General features: G+C 54.8%; 21 protein-coding genes and 2 pseudogenes. 5 read left to right on the top strand and 18 right to left on the bottom strand.

Annotation, left to right across the window (positions count from 1 at the left end; translation table 11 throughout):
- Positions 1 to 249 precede the first annotated feature (249 nt).
- From AM218_RS04325 to murI, 10 genes and pseudogenes are all read right to left on the bottom strand, one after another.
- On the bottom strand, positions 250 to 1,701 hold the full coding sequence (locus AM218_RS04325) for a carboxypeptidase-like regulatory domain-containing protein (RefSeq protein WP_197274016.1): 1,452 nt from the start codon (positions 1,699 to 1,701) through the stop codon (positions 250 to 252).
- 108 nt (positions 1,702 to 1,809) lie between these two features.
- Positions 1,810 to 2,226 (bottom strand): curli-like amyloid fiber formation chaperone CsgH, encoded by a 417-nt coding sequence (csgH, locus tag AM218_RS04320; RefSeq protein WP_157547520.1) that lies wholly within the window; start codon positions 2,224 to 2,226, stop codon positions 1,810 to 1,812.
- A 91-nt stretch (positions 2,227 to 2,317) separates the two neighbouring features.
- Positions 2,318 to 2,869: a hypothetical protein gene (locus AM218_RS04315; RefSeq protein ID WP_157547519.1), complete on the bottom strand. Its 552-nt coding sequence runs from the start codon at positions 2,867 to 2,869 to the stop codon at positions 2,318 to 2,320.
- 213 nt (positions 2,870 to 3,082) lie between these two features.
- Positions 3,083 to 3,919, bottom strand: a complete 837-nt coding sequence (locus AM218_RS04310; protein ID WP_054412163.1) for a hypothetical protein — start codon at positions 3,917 to 3,919, stop codon at positions 3,083 to 3,085.
- A 262-nt stretch (positions 3,920 to 4,181) separates the two neighbouring features.
- A complete protein-coding gene (locus tag AM218_RS04300; RefSeq protein ID WP_231717544.1) occupies positions 4,182 to 4,829 on the bottom strand; it encodes a hypothetical protein in 648 nt (215 codons plus the stop codon).
- 81 nt (positions 4,830 to 4,910) lie between these two features.
- Positions 4,911 to 5,072 (bottom strand): annotated as a pseudogene (locus AM218_RS17190) (hypothetical protein); the annotation flags it as partial.
- Positions 5,073 to 5,218: 146 nt separating this feature from the next.
- Entirely contained in the window at positions 5,219 to 6,658 is a 1,440-nt protein-coding gene (locus tag AM218_RS04295; RefSeq protein WP_157547518.1) for a CsgG/HfaB family protein, read from the bottom strand.
- 24 nt (positions 6,659 to 6,682) lie between these two features.
- The gene (locus AM218_RS04290; protein ID WP_054412155.1) at positions 6,683 to 7,114 is read right to left on the bottom strand and encodes a curli production assembly/transport component CsgF; all 432 of its coding nucleotides are present in this window, start codon (positions 7,112 to 7,114) and stop codon (positions 6,683 to 6,685) included.
- Between the two features lie 32 nt (positions 7,115 to 7,146).
- Positions 7,147 to 7,695 (bottom strand): CsgE family curli-type amyloid fiber assembly protein, encoded by a 549-nt coding sequence (locus AM218_RS04285; protein WP_054412153.1) that lies wholly within the window; start codon positions 7,693 to 7,695, stop codon positions 7,147 to 7,149.
- 294 nt (positions 7,696 to 7,989) lie between these two features.
- Complete coding sequence (gene murI / locus AM218_RS04280; protein WP_054412152.1) at positions 7,990 to 8,820, bottom strand: glutamate racemase; 831 nt, start codon at positions 8,818 to 8,820, stop codon at positions 7,990 to 7,992.
- Between the two features lie 115 nt (positions 8,821 to 8,935).
- Here murI and AM218_RS04275 point away from each other — a divergent pair, with 115 nt between their 5' ends.
- Positions 8,936 to 9,169, top strand: a complete 234-nt coding sequence (locus AM218_RS04275; protein WP_054412150.1) for a hypothetical protein — start codon at positions 8,936 to 8,938, stop codon at positions 9,167 to 9,169.
- Positions 9,170 to 9,276: 107 nt separating this feature from the next.
- Positions 9,277 to 11,187 carry an ABC-F family ATP-binding cassette domain-containing protein gene (locus AM218_RS04270; protein ID WP_054412149.1) on the top strand — a complete coding sequence of 637 codons (1,911 nt, stop codon included), beginning with the start codon at positions 9,277 to 9,279 and terminating at the stop codon, positions 11,185 to 11,187.
- 73 nt (positions 11,188 to 11,260) lie between these two features.
- Here the strand turns inward: AM218_RS04270 and AM218_RS04265 are convergent, their stop codons facing one another.
- Both AM218_RS04265 and AM218_RS04260 read right to left on the bottom strand, forming a co-directional pair.
- Positions 11,261 to 11,614 carry a DUF952 domain-containing protein gene (locus AM218_RS04265; protein ID WP_054412147.1) on the bottom strand — a complete coding sequence of 118 codons (354 nt, stop codon included), beginning with the start codon at positions 11,612 to 11,614 and terminating at the stop codon, positions 11,261 to 11,263.
- A 4-nt stretch (positions 11,615 to 11,618) separates the two neighbouring features.
- Complete coding sequence (locus AM218_RS04260) at positions 11,619 to 12,017, bottom strand: hypothetical protein (protein WP_054415280.1); 399 nt, start codon at positions 12,015 to 12,017, stop codon at positions 11,619 to 11,621.
- A gap of 189 nt (positions 12,018 to 12,206) precedes the next feature.
- Here AM218_RS04260 and hppD point away from each other — a divergent pair, with 189 nt between their 5' ends.
- From hppD to AM218_RS16690, 3 genes and pseudogenes are all read left to right on the top strand, one after another.
- Positions 12,207 to 13,340, top strand: a complete 1,134-nt coding sequence (gene hppD / locus AM218_RS04255) for a 4-hydroxyphenylpyruvate dioxygenase (protein WP_082318059.1) — start codon at positions 12,207 to 12,209, stop codon at positions 13,338 to 13,340.
- A gap of 178 nt (positions 13,341 to 13,518) precedes the next feature.
- Positions 13,519 to 15,254: pseudogene (locus AM218_RS04250) on the top strand (phospho-sugar mutase).
- Between the two features lie 110 nt (positions 15,255 to 15,364).
- Entirely contained in the window at positions 15,365 to 16,498 is a 1,134-nt protein-coding gene (locus AM218_RS16690) for a hypothetical protein (RefSeq protein ID WP_157547517.1), read from the top strand.
- Between the two features lie 6 nt (positions 16,499 to 16,504).
- Here AM218_RS16690 and AM218_RS04245 read toward each other — a convergent pair whose 3' ends face one another.
- From AM218_RS04245 to AM218_RS04220, 6 genes are all read right to left on the bottom strand, one after another.
- On the bottom strand, positions 16,505 to 18,229 hold the full coding sequence (locus AM218_RS04245; RefSeq protein ID WP_231717543.1) for an ABC1 kinase family protein: 1,725 nt from the start codon (positions 18,227 to 18,229) through the stop codon (positions 16,505 to 16,507).
- A gap of 90 nt (positions 18,230 to 18,319) precedes the next feature.
- Complete coding sequence (locus tag AM218_RS04240; RefSeq protein WP_054412144.1) at positions 18,320 to 18,829, bottom strand: phasin family protein; 510 nt, start codon at positions 18,827 to 18,829, stop codon at positions 18,320 to 18,322.
- Positions 18,830 to 19,018: 189 nt separating this feature from the next.
- Positions 19,019 to 20,014 (bottom strand): alpha/beta hydrolase, encoded by a 996-nt coding sequence (locus AM218_RS04235; RefSeq protein WP_054412142.1) that lies wholly within the window; start codon positions 20,012 to 20,014, stop codon positions 19,019 to 19,021.
- A gap of 149 nt (positions 20,015 to 20,163) precedes the next feature.
- Positions 20,164 to 21,318 carry a lysophospholipid acyltransferase family protein gene (locus AM218_RS04230; protein WP_054412141.1) on the bottom strand — a complete coding sequence of 385 codons (1,155 nt, stop codon included), beginning with the start codon at positions 21,316 to 21,318 and terminating at the stop codon, positions 20,164 to 20,166.
- Positions 21,319 to 21,377: 59 nt separating this feature from the next.
- Entirely contained in the window at positions 21,378 to 22,580 is a 1,203-nt protein-coding gene (locus tag AM218_RS04225) for an aspartyl protease family protein (RefSeq protein WP_197274015.1), read from the bottom strand.
- A 147-nt stretch (positions 22,581 to 22,727) separates the two neighbouring features.
- Positions 22,728 to 23,801 (bottom strand): o-succinylbenzoate synthase, encoded by a 1,074-nt coding sequence (locus AM218_RS04220; protein WP_054412136.1) that lies wholly within the window; start codon positions 23,799 to 23,801, stop codon positions 22,728 to 22,730.
- Between the last annotated feature and the right edge of the window lie 11 nt (positions 23,802 to 23,812).

Below are 23,812 nucleotides of genomic sequence, written 5' to 3'. Positions count from 1 at the left end.
TAAGACTTCCTGTATATATAAGCCCTTATGTTTATGTATATATTCCTATCACATTTTATATATCTATTTTTATAAAATCATTCTTCTCAATTCAATTTATAACTGGATTTATATATAAACGGAATTCTACTTAATGGGTTATTTACTTGGCTCCTAATGTTTGCTATAAACCACTTCACCCCGAAGCCCAGAACCTAATTGGTTCTGGGCTTCGGGGTGAAGTGGGCACTTAAAACTAACTATCCTCTACTACTTCCAGTCTGGATGGTCCGCATTATCGAAGAGCTTAGTGCGGGCGGCACCGTTTTCTTCACTGCCTACGGTCCACACCTCGGGCGGAGTCTGGCCATCGTTGGCCTGGTTAATAAAAATGACGGATGCGCCATCGGGGGAAAAGCGTGGCTCCATATCGTTGGTCCCCGCTTGCTTGCCGGTAGAGAGGTCTACTAAGTTGGTACCATCCAGCTTCATCTTATAGATGTGGGTATTCAACTGCCGACCTGCATTGGATTCAAATCCGGCAGCGTCGTGCGTATACAGCATTTCTGTACCGTCTATACTGAAAGAGGGCGAATCGACACGGCCGGGCAGATTTTTAACCACGAGGCGGGGGCTGGTTCCATCGGCATTGTAGAGGTATATCTCCGAGTCGTAGGGCTTGGCTCCAATGGTTTGCACCAGCAACAGGTTGCCTTGCACGGTCCAGTCGCACTGACGGAAGTGGCGGCCGGCGGGAGCCGTTGCCAGTAGCGTAAGGCCGGTACCGTCGCGGTTGATGCGGTAGAGCTGGTCGTAATGGCTATAGACAAGTTGCGCGCCATCCGGCGACCAGCAATAGCCGATGCCGCTGTTCTGGTAGCCTTCTACTGAGAGCATGGTGATGCGGCGCTGCCCGGACCCATCCCGGTTCATAGTGTAAAGCTGGTATTGGCCGGTTTCGTTGGAGGTGTAGGCTATTTTGTCGCGGGTGGGGCTAATCTGGGGGGCGGTTTCAGTGAAGGCAGCAGTGGTGAGGCGCTGCAAAGTGCTGCCATCGGCATTAGCCGAATAGATATCCGTGTTTCCCTCTACCGTGCGGGCAAATACGTAGCGGTTTAACGGAAAAGAAGCCGTCCGAAACGACCAGACTTCACTGCGCGCTGTCAAGCCGTCCTGGTCGCGGGCCGTAATCTGCCAGAAATAAGCCGTGTTATACTTGAGGTTATTGACGGTATAAAACGTGTCCCGGATAGAAGTTGCCAGGATATTGCGGTCGGTGGAGTTGCCTTCGTACAGCAATACATCATAGCGCAGACTGTCGCCTTTGTCGGGGTCTTTGCCCTGCCAGCGGAGCGTAAGAGAAACGGGCTGATCAACGGCGCCGGGAGCGGGCGAAGGGTTGAAAGGCGCATTAGGTCCCTGATTCGAAACGGCGTGCTCCAGCGCCAGGGTTACTTCCGTAAGCTGCTCCTCTCCTACTGTAATACTGCTGGTTTCTCCCTTATACCCTATTTTATGGGCTGAGATGGAATACTTGCCGGCCGCAATGTTGGGCAGTGAAAAGCGGCCTTCTTCATCAGTAGCAAAGGAGGAAGTGGCGGGATTGGTGGTGATGATGACGTTGGCCAGGGGTGTATTGTCACTCGCATCTAATACCACGCCCTCTACCGAGCCATATAAAGTGGGGGTAATCGTGTCTTCCTTGCAGCCTGATAGCAACAAAACAACAAGCAGAAGCCATAGCCAGGGTTGCCGGCCAGGGAGGAAACGAAGCATAAGCATAGGGCGGACGGTGGGAAGAAGCGGCAGGCAGAACCAGATGGTCAGGCCTTATCGCCCGGCGGAGGCAGGAGAATACCGGAGCGAGTCATCGGAGATGGGCGAGCCTTGGTCGTCGAGCAGGCGCAGCCACACCTGGTAGGCGTCCTGGGGCCCGGCCATAATAGTGGTTTTGGAAAGAATAATATCCTGCTCCGCCGGAACCAGCATGCGCCCCGCCTGAGCATTGTGTGAGGAGCCGGATGAGCCACGCCGGTCGGTGCGCAACTCGTAGCGCACCCACACCGGCACCGGGCTGGCGTTGTGGCAATGGCCCAGAATAACCAGGAATTTCCCTTCCTTTCGCATCTCCACTTTTGCTTCGCAGGAAGAAGGATTAGAATTGCCATTGCGGCGCGGTATTGCCGTACCCAGAATTGGCTGAAACAGGACCCCAAATGCGGCCAAAGGAAGAACAGAAAGTCTCATAGCTGATAACAGTAGAAGTAGTAAATACAGAATTCAGAAAATCATACCAGTACCCAGAACCGGGCAACGCGGCAGCCTGGGCCAGTGGCCATTAAGGTACCGCCTGCCCCTGCACAATGGTCATGCGGATGCCATTGCCGCGTTGGTGCACCTCATAGCCCCGATTGGTAGAAGTAGTTTCTACCTGGCGCAGCTCATTACCAACGCCATCCTGCTGAATTACATAGCGTTGGTCGTTGCCCTGCACCTGCTGCTGCACCAGGTTATCTTCTCCATTCTGCTGAATCAGGCTTTCCAGGTTTTCACCTCGCAGCTCCGATTCTGCCACGTTACCCGTACCGCGCTGCTGCACAGTAGTGCGCAGCCCATTGCCCTGCTGGCTTACTTGGGTAATATTGGCGGCGCCGGCCTGCTCAATCATCACCAGATTTGATGCACCGCCAGCACCATAGCGCTGTGTTGCCGTTGCTTCGTTGGCAGCGCCATGTTGCATAATAATAGCCTGATCCTGAGATGCCGCTGGCATAACAGGTGCCGCGGCATTGGTTATTTCCAGGGCCAGACGCTGCTCCATGGCAGCAGCTCCCTGCGCCCTGGCAGAGCTGAAAAAGGCCGGTAGAATAAGCCCCAAAATGAAGGGCATAACTTGAAAAGGTATTTTCATAGCGTAGAAGCGCGTGAAAGCAGCGTTTAAGAATAAAGCAAGATTATGTTGTTTTTATAGCGGGTAAGAGTGGTTCAATTATAGAGTTGAGTTTACGATTATCCACTTATAAAAACAAATTATTAGCAAATAAATTATACTATTCACCTCCTACATGTGTCTACGGCCAGTACAGGATGACATCAGCAGCAATTAGTAGGGGTGGTCCTGCTTCACTACGGCAGAGTTGCTACTGCCCTCCTGTTGCATGTCACTAACATTACCCAAGGAGCCTTGCTGGGTAATGGCGCTGTTACTATTGCCCAACTGCGTTTGGGTGGCAACGTTTCCGCTCCTATCCTGATCAATAGCGACGTAGTTCTTATCCCCGGCCTGGTACTGCACCGTTTGGTTTTCCACGCCGTCCTGCGCAATAGTCGCGGTGTTTTTGTTTCCATATTGTATCTGGACAGCGGAGTTAAGGAAACCTAGCTGGGAAATGGCCGCGGTGTTCTGGTTACCTATCTGCCACTGACCCGTGTAGTTGCCATCACCGTACTGGGTGGTGGTTACCGTATTGTGGTTCCCGAACTGATACTGCGCGGCAAAATGGTCGAAGCGGGCCTGGCTGATGCTGGCGGTATTCTGGTTGCCATACTGCACTTGCGTAGCCCAGCTGCCTAAGCTAAAGGTGTTTGACTGGGAAATACCGGCTGCATTATGGTCGCCCATCTGAAACTGTCCAGCGTAGCTACTGGCACCGCTCTGGTATACCTGGGCCGAGTTACTTTCGCCTTCCTGAAAGGCTTCCGTCTGGTTCTCCCGCCCTTCCTGCACCTGGGAGGCCACGTTTTTATTCCCTATCTGCTGAATAAAGGCGTCATTCAGGGTTCCGCTTTGCTGCTGCGAAGCACTATTGCTATTCCCCGTTTGCCCGATGTAGGCCGTTTGGGCAGACCCGGTCTGGACAATAGAGGAGGTATTCAGGTTGCCTGTCTGCTCTACTTCATTGGAATTTACCTGGGCGTGGGCTGCAGCGGCAGCAAGCATACAGGCTGCAAATACGGGTAGCTTTTTCATGGCATATACGGGTATAGGAAATAGTAAGAAGAAGAAGTTTATTCCATTTATTATAAGAATAGTGAATATACATAAAAAAATTATCCTACCCTACATACCAATAGGTATGCGGGGTAGGATATACTGGTTACGGTTGAGGTTAGGTATAAGCGGGAAGCAACGGGTGGAATTGGGTGAATAAGAGCGATTTGCCGTTATCCAGCCACCGTATCGGGCTTATACCCAGGGCCGCTTAGGGATGGTCCTGATGCACAATGGCGGAGTTGCCATTGCCAACCTGAAGCACCGTGCTCACCTGGCCATAAGAGCCTTGCTTGGTAATGGCGCTGTTGCCATCACCCAACTGCAGTTGGGTAGCATAGTGGTACCCATCATCATCCTGATCAATATGGGCATAGTTGTCATCACCGGCCTGTGCCTGACCAGCAAAGCTCTCTTCCCCTTCCTGAGAAATTTCGGCCGTGTTGCGGTTGCCACTCTGCAGTTGAATAGCCTCGTTCAGAATTCCATCCTGCACAATAGAAGCTGAGTTGCGGCGGCCTTCCTGCATCTGGATGGCATAGTTGCCCCCACCGGACTGGTCTACCGTAGCCTCGTTGCGGTACCCGGACTGGTATTGCTCAGAGCTGTTCAACAAGCCATACTGTGTGGAAGAGGCCATATTATGGCCACCGGATTGCTCCTGATACGCACCGTTTAACAGACCTACCTGCTCTACTGAGGCTTCGTTGCGGTGACCATCCTGATTTTGCACGGAATAGTTACCTCCACCTGCCTGAGTGGCTTCGGCCATATTACGCCGGCCAATCTGATCCTGATACGCCGTGTTGGCTACCCCAACCTGCAGAATACTAGCTTCGTTACGCCGGCCTTCCTGCATCTGAGATGCCTCGTTTTCCTCACCTAGTTGTACAATATAGGCTTCGTTATGCCGGCCATATTGTGCTTGAGAAGCTTTGTTATCATATCCTCCTTGGCCTATATATGCTTCATTCCTATAACCTGCCTGATCAACAGTGGCCTCGTTCATATCACCATACTGCTCCACAGCACTGCTGTTCTCCTGAGCAAAGGCTCCTCCGGCCGTAAATACTAAAGCAACAATTAGATTTAGCTTTTTCATCGTTTGTTTTGTTTTGGGTAGACTGAGATAACAAAAAGGACTATTCCCTCCGGAGGAATAGTCCAAATATATGTTTATAAAATTATAAATCAAGTGCAATTTATCTTTTTATTATAAATTTTTATTCGTTTTATTATAGGTTTATTTTACTTCTTCGGTGTTGCTTGGCTTTTAACCCGATTTAAGGTTCCTCCAATGTAGAAGGTGACTCCTCCCAGAGCGCCCCAGTAATAGTCATTATACTTTCCCTGTTTGGTATCATCCAGATTATCAGATAGTACATAGTGCGAGTTCAGCACGGCGCTCAGGCCTACCCTGTTTGTGAGCATATATTCCATGCCCACGCCGGCTACCAGATGCGGCAGGTAGTTGGATCCTTTACTTATCGTCCGGCGCTCCAGAGCATCTTTCACAATAAACCCAGCGCCGGCCAGCAGATAAGGCGTGTACTTGTCGCGCGGGAGTAAGCGGTATAAGCCACATAGCTCGGCGTAGTACAGGGTTTGCTTGTAATAGTCAGACGCAGCCAGCTGGCTTTGGCCGATGTTCACGGCTACGGAGAACTTATTATCCAGGGGTCCCGTGTAGCGCAGGGTTACTTCGGCGCCGGGGCGGGTAAGAGCCCCTTTATAGTCGCCGGCATAGCGCTGCCCACCCACCAGCAGCCCCGCGCCCAGGTGGCCGCGCCGGTCAGATAAGGTGCGGTCCAGGAAGTCGATGTTCAGGTTTTCTTTTTTCTCATTCAGGTACGCCTGCAGAGCCGGGCCGTTCTGGTCTTGGGGGTTGCGCGTGCTCCAGAGCCCCTCATGGATGCCTTCCAGAATCAGAGACTGGACTGATTTCTCAATGGCATCTTTCACGGCCATTTCGGTGGGCTCATTGTAGGTAAAGCCGGTTTCGGTTTCCAGCAGGCGCTTAAACTTGACAAACCGGAACAAGCTGGCATCTACCTGCTGCGAGAGAATGGTCTTGGTGGTGTACACCGTTTTCAGAATCTTACCATTGCTGGTAGATATGGCGCGCAGGTATACCGTTACGCGGTCCTGGCGGTACTGCCCGGAGGCACCGGCGCCAAAGTAGCGCAGGCCGGCTCCCCCCGTAATGACGTTGGCATCATAGGAAATAATACCGCCTTCCAGCAGCACGCCCGCAAACAGCAGGGGCGGCAGCAGCGGCTGCTGCTGTTTGCCGCCACCCTGGTCGGAGTATTCGGCCCGGCTGGAGCGAATGATTTTCCGCTCGTTGAGCAGGTTGCCCAGGTTTTCCCGCTCAATAGGATCAAACCACTGCGACTCTTCCAGTGCCCGCAACAGAATAGAAGTAGCGCCCTGGGTTAGGGCTGTAGAAAAGCTGGAGCCGTTGGCTGAGGGTTTATACTGCCCGGTCTGATCCCGAAACTTATACACGGCCACCACCACCCGCTGCTGGGCCGCCGGCAGAGATTTAAAATCACTGTTGGCACGCAGCTCAGCCCCCAGCCGGGCCGGGGTAGAGGCAAAGGGTTGGTGAAAATAAGGCGCACAGCTGGCCAGCAAGCCCACCCCGACCATTAGGCCAGTGCGCAGCCACCGCATTAGATAAGTCATAGAATAGAAGGAGAAGGCCAGGGTTTAATAGAAGGGAATCACCACCGTGGTTTGGTCGCCGGTGCCGGTGTCGGTTACCTGCACTGAAACCCCATCAGAGCTGGGGGCAACCACAATTTCATATACCCCAATGATGTAAGTGCCTTCCTGCAGCTCCGACTCGCCGAACTGGGAGGCTACCAGCTTGCGCGCCAGGTTACTAAGAATCTGCTGGTTCAGATTCTCCTCAAAGTCCTTCAGCGGGTCGCGCTCAAACCCTTTCCGCTGGTCCTGGTCTTCCAGCTTGTTCTGCGACTGGGCCGAGCTCAGCAGCCAGGAATAGTTGAAAGTATTGCCGCCCCCAAAAGCAGGGTTCTTGGGCTCATAAATTAGGTCCTGGGCCTGCACCAGCTGTTGACTACCCAGAAATAGCAACGAGCCAACCAGCCAAAGACGCCATGTAAAGAAGTTTTTCATAGGGGGAAGCAATAGCGTCAGAAACAATTCCTTTAGTAAATACCGTTGCCCACCTGGTCGGCGTGCTCTTCCAGCTGGCTTTGCGTCACCAGCTGATTGACCAGATATTCCTGCGCCACTGCTACGGCACTAAAGGCGCTGGCTTCTATCTGGTCGAACTTGGGCTGAATGGGCATCTCCAGGAGGTCGGTATCATTAATCTGCACCGATATCATGGCGCCCAGGCCCCGGGAAGGCTTTTCGCGGATTACAATCATAAAATCATTGGCACCCGCCGGGGCTTCCCATTGGGCATAGAACACGTCGTAGAAGTCGTGGCCAACTTTGCTGATGGTTTGGTCTACCACCATGCTGCCTACTTCCAGGCCGGCCATTCGTTTGGCATGGGTACTATCGGCGGGCAAAGGCAATTCCTGCCTGGTTGCCGGGGCTTCTTTAGGCGTAGCGGGCACTTTTTCCTGGGCCTGCGCCGGGTGCTGCAGGTACATCAGTCCGGCCAGGCTGCTCAGGGCCATGGTCCAGGGGCGCCACCACAGAGGTGGGAGAACCGGCTTGGTAGCTTTAGTGGTGGATTTAGCCATAGGAGTAGAGAATACTAAGGGATAATCCTTCTGCCTTTCAAAGGACAAAAGCAATAAACTCAATAGCTGTAACTGGCCCCACTGGCTATTTCCAGTAGCTTATCCAGCCCCTAAACCTAGTTATTTAAACTAATAATGCAAAATTATTTTGGTATTATTATATTAATCCAATACACTAAAGCCTTGCATGCATTCTATTCAATAGAATATTATTTAAATCATATCTACACAGCAAACGCAAGAAGCACTCATAGACATATGGTTGCCTATGGGTGCTTTGGCTCTTTTATGGCGCTACTCCCACAATGGATAGTGCTCCAGCTGAACTTCCTGCCCAAAGAAGATGCGGGTGCTCTGCTCAAATGAGCTGGTAAAGTCCGACACATAGAAATGATGTACCGGCGCCGGCCCTCCGGCCTTGGCGGCCAGATGGTTTTCCTTGAGGTAGTGCCGCACGTGCTCTGCTACCACATCAGAAGCATCCAGCACATCTGCTTTCCCCTGGTAAAAATCGGCTATCTGCTCCTTAATCAGCGGATAGTGGGTGCAGGCCAGCACCAAGGCCTCAATGTTTTCCAGCACGGGGTTGGTGAGGTACGTGCGGATGATGTTATCAGAAATGGTATTGTTGAAGAAGCCTTCCTCAATCATGGGAACCAGCAGCGGCGTGGCCAGGGAGTGCAGGTCTACGTTCACATCCAGGTCGTCTATCTTTTTGCGGTAGACGTTGCTGTTCACGGTTTGCTTGGTACCAATGAGGCCCACCGTGCGGTTGGCGTAAGTAGCTCCTACATGGGCCACAATGGGGTCTATTACATTCAGCACCCGCGCCTTGCTACCCACATATTCCCGCACCAACTCATAAGCCGCCGCCGAGGCTGAGTTGCAGGCAATAAGAATCACCTTGCAATGCTGCTTGAGCAGTAAGTCGCAGATTTTCACGGAGTAGGCCTGAATGGCGGCCGTACTTTTGTCGCCGTACGGCAGGTGGGCCGTGTCGCCGAAGTAAACGAGGCGCTCATGCGGGAGCACGCGGCTAACGGCGCGGGCCACGGTCAGGCCGCCAATGCCACTATCAAAAAGCCCGATGGGACAGGCGCTGAGGTCGGGAGCAGATGATGCCATAGGGCCGCAAGGTAGCGCTTTTCAGTGGCCGGCATCCGCGGAAACGCACCGCCGGATGCTGATATTTTTAGCAAAATACTATCTTAGCCCACCATTCCATTCGAAAATACTGTCCATGAGTACCATCCTGGAAGAAATTGACCGCGCCCTGGCCGCCTTCGATTCCCATCTTGGGCGCCCCATTGCCATTGAGCTGGGCGAGCGGAAATACACACAGCTAGTACTCGATGTGGCTTACCTGCACCGCGACGGGGGCGAGCTGACCACCAACACCGGCCGCCCCCTGGCCTATAAGGGGCTGGAGATTCTGCGGGACGAGCTGAATATGGACCGGGTGCAGGTGATCTGAAAGCTGAGGTAGTGAGAGGGGTACTCGGCTGGTGATACTGGCAGGGTTTAAAGGGTAAAACGCACCATTACACCACTTCACAATTTCACCTCTCGTACCTTTGTGGTATGAATTTGCTTTCTGCTGAGAATCTCTCCAAAAATTACACCGACCGGTGGCTGTTTAAAGACTTAAACTTTGGCTTGCAACAGGGCCAGCGGGTGGCCTTCGTGGGCATCAATGGCACCGGCAAAACCACGTTGCTGCGCATTCTGGCGGGCCTGGAAACGCCTGACACCGGCCTGGTCAGCACCCGCAAGGGCATCCGGGTTACGTACCTGGGCCAGCAGCCCGTGTTTGATGAATCCCTGACGGTGGAAGAAACCATCTTCGCCAGCCAGAACGATACGCTCAAGGCCATTCAGGAGTACGAGCACGTCGTAAACGACCCCAACCACAAATCCGACGACCTGCAGCGCGTGCTGGAGCGCATGGATTCCCTCAACGCCTGGGACTACGAAGCGCAGGTGCAGCAAATCCTGGCCCGCCTGGGCATTCTGGGCGAGCTGCTGACGCGCAACGTGAGCCAGCTTTCCGGCGGGCAGCGCAAGCGCGTAGCCTTGGCCCGCGTGCTGATTGAGGAGCCCGATGTGCTGCTGCTGGACGAACCTACCAACCATCTGGACCTGGCCACCATTGAGTGGCTGGAAAACCGCCTGTCCTCCCCCACCCTCACCCTGCTGATGGTGACCCACGACCGCTACTTCCTAGACAAAGTGGCAAACGAAATTGTGGAGCTGGACAAAGGCAACATGTACCGCTACCAGGGCAACTACGCCTACTTTGTGGAGAAGAAGGCTGACCGCGAAATGCGCGAATCCGTGGAAGTAGAAAAGGCCCGGCAGCTGTTCAAAAAGGAGCTGGACTGGATGCGCCGCATGCCCCAGGCCCGTGGTACCAAGCAAAAAGCCCGCATCGATGCCTTCTACGTAACCAAGGAGAAGGCCAGCACCAACCTGAGCAAGCAGCAGATTGAGCTAAGCGTAAAAACCACCCGCCAGGGCGGCAAAATCATTGAAGCCAGCCACCTGAACAAGCAGTTTGGGGGTAATGTGGTGCTGGATGACTTCAGCTACGTGTTCAAAAAGAAGGACCGCATTGGGCTGGTAGGCCCCAACGGCGCCGGCAAATCCACGCTGCTGAACATGCTCACGGGCAAGCTGCAGCCCGATTCCGGCACCATTGATGTGGGCCAGACCACCGTGTTTGGCTACTACACCCAAACAGAGCTGGAGTTCGACCCCGAGCAGCGCGTGATTGACATTGTAAAGGAAGTGGCCGAAGTGGTGGAGCTGGCCAACGGCGACGTGCTCACGGCCAGTCAGTTCCTGAACCTGTTCCTGTTTCCGCCGGCCCAGCAGTATACGCTGGTCAACAAGCTGAGCGGGGGCGAAAAGCGCCGTTTGCAGCTGCTGCGGGTGCTCATCAAAAACCCCAACTTCCTGATTCTTGACGAGCCAACCAACGACCTGGACCTGGCCACGCTCAACATTCTGGAAGACTTCCTACTGCACTTCACCGGCTGTCTGCTCATCGTGAGCCACGACCGGTACTTCCTCGACCACCTGGCCGAGCACCTGTTTGTGCTGGAGCCCGGCGGAGCCGTCCTGAACTTCCCCGGCAACTACACCGACTACCGCGAGTGGCTGGCAGAAAAGGAGGCCGATACCGCAGCCAGCGAAGCCCAAAAGGCGCAGAAAGCAGTGGCCGCCCCGGCGCCTAAGCCCGTGTCCGTGGCTGCTCCCGTTGAAGCGGCTCCTGCCAAGCGTAAAGCTTCTTTCACCGAGAAAAAGGAGTACGATAACCTGGAAAAGGAGCTCGCGCAGCTGGAAACTCAAAAGCAGCAGTTCATCGAAAAGCTGAACTCCGGCGCCGGCTCGCACCAGGAACTGGCCGACTGGGCGGCCCAGCTCAAGCGCACCGATGCGGAGCTGGACGCCAAAGGCGAGCGGTGGCTGGAACTGGCTGATCTGCTATAACCCTCGCTTATCTTAACAAACACAAAAAGGCCGCTGCATATGCAGCGGCCTTTTTGTGTTCTATTCTTAAAAATCAGATAAGCTCTAACTCCTCAGGAAGCTGGAGTTCACCCGCGGCGGTAGCTTCAAAAGGCCACGTCCGAAGAATGCCTTCTACAGGCACTGGCGCAAAAATGTGCGGGAAATATTCCTGGCGGCTTTCGGCCCACTCCCGCTCTACCAGAATGCCAGCGGCGGCCAGGGCAGCCTCTTCAATTTCCAGCAGAACCAAGTCTTCGCGCCCCAGGTAATAGCGGCGTGCGGTTTCCAGAATCTGGTGGCGCTCGGAGGCGTGAATAAAGCCTTCGGCCTCCAGATCAAAGCTGGCGAAAAAGCCGGTTTCCCGGGCCTGCTGCCAGTCAGAAGATTCCGCTATGCGGTAGAGCATGGGTTTATGCCGTCCAGACTTCTTTGCGTACTTTCTTGCCTACTGACAGGATGATGCGCGTGGGGTTGGGCACCAGCACCAGGCGGGCTTCCTTGCCGGGGAATTCATCTGAGTCAACCCAAACGCCTTCTTTATGCGAAGGTAGGTAGTCGGTGTCGCCGCCAATGTCGTTGGGCAGGTAGGCGGTGGGCAGCAGCACGTCGGTATCGGGGCACAGCTTCTCGTGCACTTTCTCCAGTACTTCCTCCAGGTAAGGGCCGTATTCGTCGTTGAAGTCGTCTTCGAGGTCGTGCAGCTCTTCCTCAATATCATCGTAGCGCGGGTTGTCGTAGGAGAGCTTGTGCAGCGCCTGCTTCTTCTCGATCAGGGTAATAAGGGCGCGGTTGAGGTCCTCTTTGTTCATAGCCACAGACATAGTTGGGTTTACTGCAAAGGTGCGTAGGATTCGGGAATTCTGCCGCACAACCCGGGCCAAAAGCGCCGGCCTTTGGTGGGGCCCGTACCTTTCTGCGGAACGTTTTACCACAAACGTGTATTTTTACCCCACACAACTGCATTATCTCCACCCGAACCCACTCTAGCCGTTTCTGCCATGCAAACCATGACCTCGCCGGAAGTGCAGGCCCACCCCGCCCACGATTTCCTCCCCCTCAACGGTACCGACCACGTAGAATTCTACGTGGGCAACGCCAAGCAATCGGCCTACTACTACCAGGCCGCTTTCGGCTATGAGTTGGTGGCCTACGCCGGCCCCGAAACCGGCCTGCGCGACCGTGCCAGCTACGTGCTGCAGCAGGGCAAAATCCGCATCGTCCTCACCACTTCCCTGCTGCCCGATTCCGACATTACCAACCATGTGCGCCAGCACGGCGACGGCGTGAAGGTAATGGCCCTGTGGGTGGATGACGCCCGCAAATCATTCGAGGAAACCACCAAGCGCGGCGCCAAGCCTGCCTTCGAGCCCTACTCCATTTCCGATGAGTTTGGTGAAGTAACCCTCGCCGGCATTTACACCTACGGCGAAACCATTCACACTTTTGTGGAGCGCAGCAAGTACAGCGGGCCTTTCCTGCCCGGCTTCGTGGCTAAGAAAAGCCTGGTACCGCAGGGTGCCCCCGTCGGCCTGCTCCATATTGACCATTGCGTAGGCAATGTGGGCTGGGGCGAGATGAACCAGTGGGTGAAATTCTACGAGGACGTAATGGGCTTTAAGCTGCTGATTACCTTCGATGATGATGACATCAGCACGGAGTATTCGGCCCTGATGTCGAAGGTGGTCAGCAATGGCAACGGCTACGTGAAGTTCCCCATCAACGAGCCAGCCGAAGGCAAGAGAAAGTCGCAGATTGAGGAGTACCTCGATTACTACCACTCGGCCGGCGTGCAGCACATTGCTATTGCCACTAATGATATTCGCCACACCGTGAGCGAGCTGCGCCGCCGCGGCGTGGAGTTCCTCTCGGTGCCCGCCACGTACTACGACGACCTGCTGGACCGCATCGGCCACATCGACGAAGACATGGAATCGGTGAAGGAGCTGAATCTGCTGGTAGACCGCGACGAAGAAGGCTACCTGCTGCAGATCTTCACCAAACCCGTAGAAGACCGCCCCACTGTATTCTATGAAATCATTCAGCGCAAAGGCGCCAAGAGCTTCGGCAAAGGCAACTTCAAGGCACTGTTTGAAGCCATTGAGCGCGAGCAGGCGCTGCGCGGCAACCTGTAACACCAGAGCTAAAAAACACGTCTGTCATCCTGAGCCCCGCGAAGGACCTTGTCACGTCGAAACGAGTTGTCACAACCAGTATCGTTCTGACGTAATAAGGTTCTTCGCGGGGCTCAGGATGACAGATTTTTTCTGATGTTTACCCTCTTCCCTGACTCTCTCCTATTCTCCCCTATTTATGGCCTTAACACCCAGCGTTCAGCAGAAAATAAACACGTGGCTAAACGGCAGCTACGATGCCGAAACCAAAGCCAACATCCAGCAGCTTCTTGATACTGACCAGGAAGAGGCGCTGAACGATGCATTTTACCGGGACCTGGAGTTTGGCACCGGCGGCCTGCGCGGTATTATGGGCGCGGGCTCCAACCGCATGAACCGCTACACGCTGGGCATGGCCACACAGGGCCTGTGCAACTACCTGCTGAAATCGTTTCGCGGCCAGGATATTAAGGTGGCGCTGGCCCACGACTCGCGCAACAACAGCCGCGAGTTTGCGCGCATTGCGGCCGGCATTTTTTCCGCCAATGATATTACAGTGTATCTGTTTGAGGATCTGCGGCCCACGCCCGAGCTTTCCTTCGCCATCCGGCACCTGGGCTGCCAGAGCGGCTGCGTAATTACCGCCTCGCACAACCCCAAGGAGTACAACGGCTACAAAGTGTACTGGAATGATGGCGCGCAGGTGGTAGCCCCGCACGATGCCAACATTATCAACGAAGTAAACGCCATTCAGAGCGTGGACGAGGTGCATTTCAAGCCCGTAGAGTCGCGCATTCATATAATTGGCGCCGAGCTGGATGCCGCCTACTTGGCCAAGGTAAAAGAGCTCAGCATCAACCCCGAGGCTATTCAGCGCCAGCACGATTTAAAAATTGTGTACACGCCGCTGCACGGCACGGGCATAACCATGGTTCCCAAGGCGCTGGCACAGTTGGGCTTTACCAACGTGCACATTGTAGATGCCCAGGCCACGCCGGATGGCAACTTCCCCACGGTGCTCTCCCCCAACCCCGAGGAAAAAGTAGCCATGCAAATGGCCCTCGACCAGGCAAAAGCCATTGATGCGGATCTGGTGCTGGCCACCGACCCCGACGCGGACCGTGTGGGCATTGGCGTAAAAAACACCGACGGTGAATGGGTATTGGTAAACGGCAACCAGACGGCCGCCCTGCTCACCCACTACCTGCTCTCGGCCCGCCATAAGGCCGGCAAAATGACGGATAAGGATTTCATCGTCTACACCATTGTAACCAGCGACGTGCTGGGCGACGTGGCCCGGGCCTACGACGTGAAAGCCTACCAGACGCTGACCGGCTTCAAGTACATTGCCGGCATCATTCGTGACCTGGAGGGCGAGGCCAACTACATCGGCGGCGGCGAGGAAAGCTACGGCTACATGATAGGTGACTTTGTGCGCGACAAAGATGCCATTTCCGCCTGCGCCCTGCTGGCCGAAATGGCCGCCGTGGCCAAAGACAATGGCCACACCCTGTATCAGGAAATGATGCAGATGTACGCCACCTACGGCTTCTACAAGGAAAACCTCATTTCCCTGACCAAAAAAGGCCAGCGCGGTGCCGAGGATATTCAGGAAATGATGCGCGACCTGCGCGCCACCCCCCCCGCACCATTGCCGGCCTGCAGGTAGTAGAGTTGCGCGACTACAAAACCGGTATCATCCGCAACCTGCAAACCGACCAAGAAACCACCACCGGTCTGGAAAGCTCCAACGTGCTCCAGTTTATTCTGGAAGACGGCAGCAAAATCTCGGCCCGCCCTTCCGGCACCGAGCCCAAAATCAAGTTCTACTTCAGCGTGAAGCAACCCCTGAAATCAGTAGTGGATTTCAAGCTGGCGGAGAAATTAGCCGATGAGAAAATAGCGGCTATCATTGAGGATATGCAGTTGAAATAGGATTTCTTTGCATCATGACGAAAGACCGGGTCATTGGCCCGGTCTTTTTTTTATGCTTGTCTCATATCCTTTGTTTGAATTCATTTTACTCTACTTTCTCTTCCCACTATATGATTCGATTTTACGGCTTCATATTAACCTTATTTTGTAGCCTATCTGCTTATGGACAGGGATTACCAGGCTATATTATTACCATGCAGGGAGACACAATACGTGGTGATGTGGCGGAGAAAAGCGGCCAGCGTCTCTACTTATACACATCCTCTGAAAATCAACCTAAGATCCTGGAAGCAGATCAGGTTCTTGGGTATGGACTAGAGGGAAATGTTCCCATTTTTAGCAGAAGGGTGAGAATGGGGTCTGGGTCTATTGTCTCTTGCTTTGTGCTGCCACAGCAAATTGGGCCCGCTAGCCTCTATTCATTTGCAAACGACTTTGGTATGCTGTTACTCCCTGCGGCCACTGATACCCTTTATGAACTGACTGCTACGAACTGGCATGTAGTGCTAAATAAATACCTCCGCGCTTGCCCCACGCTTCAGCACACCAGCTCCGAAATATTGGCGCTATCCTTCTCAGAGGCTAACATGCAAAAAGTATTGACCCAGTATAACCAGTGCATAGAGCCAGATTGGAAACCACAGTATCAGTCAAATAAATCGGCATGGAAACAAGCAATAGGAGTCAGCACTAATGCTCTTCGGGTTCCACTTGGGGAAGAAGGCTTTTATGGCCAAAAACCTTCCGGATGGGGTGGACAATTCGGTGTGGAGTGGCTGGCTTTTCGGGCTAGTGGCCTTCAAACCATAGTTAAATTAGATTACAGCGCCCTTTTCGAGTCTACGCCTCCTTATCAGGTTATAAGCAATGGAGGAACTAGTATAGATATAGAAGAAAGGTTACGTGCACGATTACAGTTTCTTTCAGCAACTCTTCTCATTGGAAAGCAAATTTGGCCTGCCCGCCGTCCTAATTTAATTGTGGGCGGTGGTACAGGTATTGATTTAATTTCATTGGGAGAGGTAGAAACGGAACAAAGGGCGCTTGGGAGCACAGCTTCGTTTAAAGTTGTTTCAACTTCCAATAACCCAGGAGAATTAAGATTTCACCTGGACGCCTATGCAGGTGTAAGCATACCTCTGTCACCCCGACGAGAGGTACGATTAAATGCTGTGTATCGGCACTATATACCCGATTTTGGTCTTCCAGGTATTCAGTTAGCCTATTATTGGACTCTGCAATAGGTGGGTTTACTCTCTCTTTCTCTCCTGCTTCGTCCCCAAAATCAGCAGCACCAAGAACAGAAAACCGGTAATGCCTAGGCTCCACCACGTGAGCACCGGAATCCCATTCACGTAGCGCATTTCCGGGGAGTAATGCCCCAACAGGCTTAGCCCGGAAAACAGTAGAAACGCCACCGCAATCAGGGCAATGATGGTGCGGGATACCAGCTGGTCGGCTTTTCGCAGGAGTAGTTGGTAGCCGCTGAGTTCTACCCGTACGCGCAGGTCGCCGCGGGAGATTTTGCGCACAATCTGGCGCAAGTCAGCCGGCAGGGTTTGGATGAGCGCCAGCAGTTGGGTGCCGGTGTACTGGGCTTCGCTGAGGATGTTTTCCGGCGAATACTGTTCGGCCATGATGCGCGCCCCGTAGGGCCGCACAAACTCAAAGGTGTTGAAGGACGGATGCAGCACTTTGCCAATGCCTTCCAGAATCACCAAAGCCCGCAGAATCAGAAACACCGCGCCCGGCACCTGCAGCTTATACTTGTAGATAATGCCCTGCAGACAATCGGCCAGGTCACTCATGCTCATCTCCTTCACATCCAGCGTGGCGAAGTCCTCAATCAGGTCGTTGAGGTCCGCCTCGAAGGCGCGCATGTCGGGAATGTCGCTGGTGATGGACAGGCGGCGAAAGTTCAGGGCCATGGCGCGCGGATCCTGCTGAGCCATGCTGATAAACACGCCCGCAAAGGCATATTTCTGCTGCTTGGTGAGCTTGCCCACCATCCCAAAGTCGATGAGCACCAGGGTGCCATCGGGGCGCACCAGCACGTTGCCGGGGTGCGGGTCGGCGTGGAAGCGGCCAAACTCGAATATCTGGGTGAGGTAGATATCCATGCCGGTTTCGGCTACCTTCTCAGGGTTGAGATTCCAGGCTTTCAGCTGGGCTTTATCCGTGATTTTGCAGCCGCTTACGTATTCAATCACCAGCACGCGGGAGGTGCTTAGCTCCCGGAAGGGCTTGGGAATGTAGAACGTCTCGTAGTCGGCGTAGAGCTTGCGGAACTGGTCCATGCTGCGGGCCTCGGAGGTGTAGTCCATCTCCTTCATCATGCTCCGCTCAAAAGCATCCACAATGTCCTGGGGGTTGGAGAGGCCATGCTTGCGCAGGAAGCCACCGGTAAGGCGCACCAGCTCGTGGAGCAGGCTCAGGTCGGTGCGCACTTTTTCCTGCACGTTGGGGCGCTGCACTTTCACCACCACCTCCTCGCCGGTGTACAGGCGGGCGCGGTGCACCTGCCCAATGCTGGCCGAGCCCAGCGTGACCTCATCAAACTCGCTGAACAGCTCTTCTACCGGCTTGCCCAGCTCCTGCTCAATAATCTGGCGGGCAATGCGCACATCAAACGGGGGCACATTGCTCTGCAGCTTTTCAAACTCATCAATCAGCCCCTGCGGAAGCAGGTCGGCGCGGTTGCTCAGAGCCTGGGCCAGCTTAATAAAGGTGGGGCCCAACTCCTCAATAATCATCCGGACACGCTCCCAGCGCGTGGTTTCAAACACGGCCTGCTCAGAGTTACGCCAGGACAGGCGCTGTTTCTGCGGCACCAGGCGGCGCAACGGCGTGGTGGTCACCACATCGGCAAACCCGTAGCGCACCAGCACCTCCGCTACCTGCCGAATGCGGCCCAGATTTGAAATGGTATTCTTAAACATGCGCGAGGGGCCGGCGTGAGCGAATTGAAACTGCAAAATAGCGACTGAATGCCACTAAAAAGGAAAAAGCCAGTGTCCTCGCAGCGCGGGGAACTGGCTTTTTCTCAGATACTGATCAGTAAACGACTAGGAAGCCGAAGAACCGGTGGAATCGGAAGCTTTAGGGGCGCTTTTGGGGGCCGATTTGGCTGCACCGCCCGCTTTAGAGGCTGAGGCTTTGGGAGCCGCTTTGCTGGCCGATGAGCTGCCGGACTTAGCCGCCGGGCTCTTGGCCGCACCAGCCGTTCTGCTGGCACCCGCAGCTTTAGCGGCAGGCTTAGCGGCCGCGCCGGATTTGCTGCCGGAAGTCGAAGATTTGGAGCCGCCTTTCACCGTGCGCTTCAGCTCTTCCACTTCGCTGCTGGTAGCCAGACCCACGCTCTTCATCATGCGGGAGGTGATGCTGTTGAACTGCTTTTCCAGCTCCTTGCGCTTGGTGTCGGTGTTTTTGCGCAGCTCCTCCATAATCTTCTCCCCCTCCTTCTCCGACAGTTTGCTTTCTTTCACCAGCATATCGATGGTGCTCTGAACCCGGTCACTGGTGAGCGACACGAAGCCGACACCGGCGTTGATGAACTTCTTAAACAGATCTTCCATAAACGGTAGAGGTAGAAAAATGTGGATGAAAACAGCGACGCAACCCGCCCGCCAGTAAAAAGTAGTATGCAAGCCGACTACCTAACACAAACCTACGAAAAGCGCACTATATAGTTGAATATGAGGATAAAGATTTTTTTTCAGACTTTCTCAATGTTTTTTCTTCTGTTTAACCCTATCAGCAATTGGCTAGGCCCATTTTCTAAGCTGCACAGTACTTGTTGCCGCGGATACTTTTACCTTTTTGCGGGCCGCTTCTATCAACCGGGCTGCCTCGGCCTGCGCTACCCAAATGCCCTGCACAAATTCCGCGGCCAGGTCCAGGGCCTGCCGGCCTTCCGGCAAATACCGCCAGAACAGGTGCCACCAGTGTACCAGGCCCTCAAACTGCTGCAGCGTAACGGCTACGCCCGCGGCCTGGGCTTTCTGCACAAAGCATAACCCGTCTTCACAGAGCACTTCGGAATCAGAGAGCTGAATCAGGAGTGGGGGCAAGTCATGCAAAGCAGCTTTGGAAGGCGAGAGCAGCGGGTTTTCCGGCGCGGTGCCGGCCGCGTACATTGCGCCCCAGCTCCGGATTTCAAGGGCCTCCAGTACCTGCGTTTCTTCCCGCCCCAACCGATGCAATGTGCCGGCGGGCAAGGCCAGATCCATCCAGGGAGAAAGGCCGATGGCCGCCGCGGGCTGGGCCTCGCCTGCGTCGCGCAGTGCCAGCAGCAGAGCCAGCGCCAGGCCACCACCGGCTGAGTCACCGGCCACGATGATGTTGTTGGGTTGGAAGCCTTCCTGCAGCAGCCAGCGGTAGGCCATCAGGGCATCCTGGAGGGCGGCCGGGAACGGGTACTCCGGTGCTTTGCGGTAATTGATGCTAAGGGCCGGCATCTGGCAGCGTTGGGCCAGGGCGCCAATCAGGCTGCGGTGCGTGTTGGGCGAGCCAAGCACGTAGCCGCCACCATGCAGATACAGCAAAACCCGATGCGCGGGTGCTCCCTGCGGCCGCAGCCATTCGGCTTCCATGCCTTCAATGGAGATTTCTTCGAGAAATACGTTCCAGGGCAGAAACTGAAAAAGACCACCTAATTCGCTCGCCAGCCGCAGTTTACTTAAAGAAGGACGCTGCCGGGCCAACGGCCCCGTAGCGGCCGTGAGAAACTGCTTCAGCAGTAAATGTTGGGAAGAAGGCATGGCTGGAAACGGTGGGCGATACTATGATAGTTATACGCAGAAAAGGCGCAATAGTGTTAGCTAAAACACTGATTTACAAGAAGAATTTCCTCTTTCATCAACCAAAAAAACTACAACAAGCGCAGGCCGATGTAAGCCTGCTCCTGCGCTTATTGCTTGATGGTATTTCCGCGGTAGCCACGAATGGCAATGGGAATCCAGCCCAGAATGGGAATGAAGAAACTTATGGTGAAGGGGTTGCGCCAGATCATGCGCAGCCAGGCTCCGGGGCTGGTGAGCTTGAGCTGAATATTGCGGCGCCCTTCTTTCACATACTGCCGCTCAAACTCAGTGAATAAGGCGGGCCAGGCAAAGGGCAGGAAGAAAGGGAAATACCGGCGGTTTTCCTTCATGCGCTGCCACAGATCCTTCCAGCGGTATGGTTGCTGGCCGTATTGCTGCACGGCAGCATCCATCTCCGTCTGCATGAGCCGGCGTACCTGCTCGCTCAGGTCCAGATAATCGTCCCGGGTGAGCTCGTCGTGCGATTTGGATGTTAGCTCGTAGGGTTTAATGCGCTTACCCAGCACGTAGGTGAGATTGGCCGGAAAAGCCATGTAGAAACACCAGGGCTGCAGCAGCACCAGCAGCAGGATAGGCCCCAGCGGCAGGAAGGGAATACCTATTTTTTTGGTCAGGCGGTTTATCCAATCCCAGCTATAGGCATAGGGGTTCAGGTATTCGCCGTTGATGGTGTAAAAGGGAACAATATCGGTGCGGTGCTGAATGCCCAGGCGCAGCATGCTGGTGGCCAGGCGCTGCAACTGGTACTTGCGGTTGAAGCCTTTACCAATGCCCGGCACGCCCTCCGGATACAGCATCAGGTTATGCTCCTGGTAGTACATCATCGTCTCAAAATTGAGCGTGGTAGCATCTACGCAGCCGCACTTGCGCCAAAAGTTCTGCACCAGAAACGGGTTCATGAGCGTGGACTTGGAGAGCAGCGGGGCCGAGAGCGGGCGGGGCAGATCATCCGGCTTGGGGAGGCTGCGCATGAGGTGCGCCAGGGCCACCATGGCATCCCATGGGAAAGCCATGCCGGAGTGGTTGGAGGCAAAAATCAGGGGCCGGTCGGGATTGTTGCGCTGCGGAAAGTCCTCGAAGCCAACCAGCCTGGAGCGAAACCACACCCGGTCAAGCAATTGCAGAATGTTCTCATCCAGCTCCCGGGCAAACTCTTCATCAAAGTAATCAGCATAGATATGCTGATTAGCAAGAATGGTGGGCGGCAGCTGGGGCAGCGCAGATGAGGTAGCCGAGGGCATTGGGGGAGAATAGGGCGGAAATGACGGGTAGTAAGGTATGGGTTTTCGCCTAACCCGGCTTATATCTGCCGCCGGAGCCTGACCATAGCGGTATGCAGCTCGCCATCGGGGCGGCGAACTACAAACAGTATGCTGCGCCCGTCGGCTGAATGAAGCAGACGACTGAGCTGGGTTAGGCTGTAGGAGCTGGCAGGCAACAGATTAATGGCTACCAGCTGGTCGCCGGGCTGCAGCTCCGCTTCGGCAGCCGGAGAAGCCGGCTGAATTTTTACCACAATAAATGAGCGAAAATCAGGACCGGTAGCTACCAGATCCAGGCCGCACATATCATGCTCAAAGGGGTCATGATACAGGGAGTTGGGCTTTAGCAACAGTCGGTTGTGTGGATAATCGATAACGAGCGAGAAGCGCTTCAGGAGCTCCAGACCAATGTTGCCGTTGCGGAAGGTTTCTGTACGCAGACGCACATCGGCATCATCAGGAAAAGACGTTAGCAGGTTATTCAAATGATATTTCCCTAGCTGCATGGAGGAAATCCGCCCCATATAACCGTTGATATATCCGCTTAGTCCCCGGCCCAGCTGGGTGCGCAAAACTTTAGGCGGCAGCGTCAGGCGTTTGTCAGAGCCGGTTTCCAAGGAAAGTGCATGCCCGGCCCCAGTGTCCAGAATCAGCTTTAGAGGCAGGGTCAGTGAATCGTGCAGGGTGACGTTGGTTGTAATGTATGCCTTGTCACCCTCCATTTCCAGGGGCAAAGTAGCCCAGCGGCTGCCTCGTGGGTGCTTGTATTTATCAGGATCAAATAATACCAAATGGCCGTCACTAGGCTGCACTTCCACCACAAAACTCCTGAAAATATCTCGGCCCAGAATGCCATGAATAGGCACGCCCACATAGCTGGAAAGGTCCAAGACATCATCCGAAAATACCAGCATGCTCAGTGCGGGGGCCACCACCCCGGGTAGCTCTACCCGAACACTTTCCGTCATGAAGGCTTCCAGTGCGGTTTCTTCACCTACGCCTGCCACCCGAAACCGCTGTCCCTGCGCTAATTGTAGCTGCTGCTGCAACTGCGGATCAGTGATGAGCGAAGTGCCTACCCCGGTATCCAGCATAAAGTTGAACGGACCTTTGCCGTTGAGCTTTGCGCTGAGGATAATAAGGTTGCGCTGCAGGTCAAAAGGTATTTCTACCCGGTGCTTTCGCGCTTTGGTAAATTGAAACGGAGCCGGCTGGCTGAAACCTGATACAGTAAAAAGCACTAACAGAGTACCCAACAACGCGCTGCGCCAACCCCGCAGCAGGCGAGAAGCACGAGAATAGGTGGGTGGAGAGCCAAACATCAGAGCGACATAGATATCGTGTAATATAAGAAAAATGCACTCCTGAATCCAGTCCTTTTATGGGCCTCAGTCCGGCGTTTCCCAGGCACCGCCAGCGGCGTAATGCAGGTACCCGTGCTGAATGTGCAGCGGGCTCGCTACGTTGTTGTGATACAGCTGACCCGTGCCCAGGCCCTGCGGAAAACTACCTACCCCCAGGGTCGCGGTAAGCTGGCTCACGGCATTCAACCCAATATTTGACTCTAGGGCCGATGTAAGCCACCAGCCAATGCCCCGCTCGGTGGCTAGTTTCACCCAATGGCGGGTGGCAGCCACCCCGCCCAGCAGAGTCGGCTTCAGAATAATATACGCCGGCCGCAGGGCATCCAGCAGCTGGGCCTGCGCCTGAGCATCCGCTACGCCAATCAGCTCCTCATCCAGAGCAATGGGTACGGGCGAGGTCTGGCATAGGGCCGCCATGAGGGCCGGCTGCCCCGGCTGCACGGGCTGCTCAATGGAGTGGAGGCTGAACCGGGCCAACTGCTCCAGCCTCTGCGCGGCATTTTCCAAAGTAAAAGCGCCGTTGGCGTCTACCCGGAGAGTAAGCTTTTGGGGGCTGGCTACCGCGCGGATTTCGGCCAGCAATTCCAGCTCCGTGGCAAAATCAAGGCTGCCGATTTTCAGCTTCAGGCAGGAATACCCTTCGGAGAGCTTGCGGCTGATTTGCTCCCGCATAAAAGCGGCATCTCCCATCCAGATAAGGCCATTGATGGGCAGGCCGGCTTCTCCGCGGCTGAAAGCCGTATCAAAAAGAATCCGGCGCCCCCCGTGCTGCCAATCCAGGGTGGCAGTTTCCAGCGCAAAGCGCACGGCCGGCCATTCCGCCCCTACCAGTGCGGGCACGTCTTCCGGGGTAAACGTCTGGTAACCGGCGGCATTAAACCGGCGGCACAGCTCTGCCAGATAATCTTCTATATCAGGGCGAAAGTCGGGGCTGAGGCCAGCCAGCGGGGCCGCTTCTCCTATTCCCTGCAGGCGGGGCTGGTGCTCATCCGAGAGGTGCAGATACCAGGCCATGTGCTCAGTAAGGGCCCCGCGGGAGGTGCGGGCCGGAAAGTTAAACTGCAAAGCACGTCGGGTGTAGCGCAGGTGTAAAGCCATATAGTACTTCG

Source organism: Hymenobacter sp. DG25A (assembly GCF_001280305.1).
In the GTDB taxonomy this organism is placed as follows: domain Bacteria; phylum Bacteroidota; class Bacteroidia; order Cytophagales; family Hymenobacteraceae; genus Hymenobacter.
This window is presented reverse-complemented; position numbering and strand designations above follow the sequence as displayed.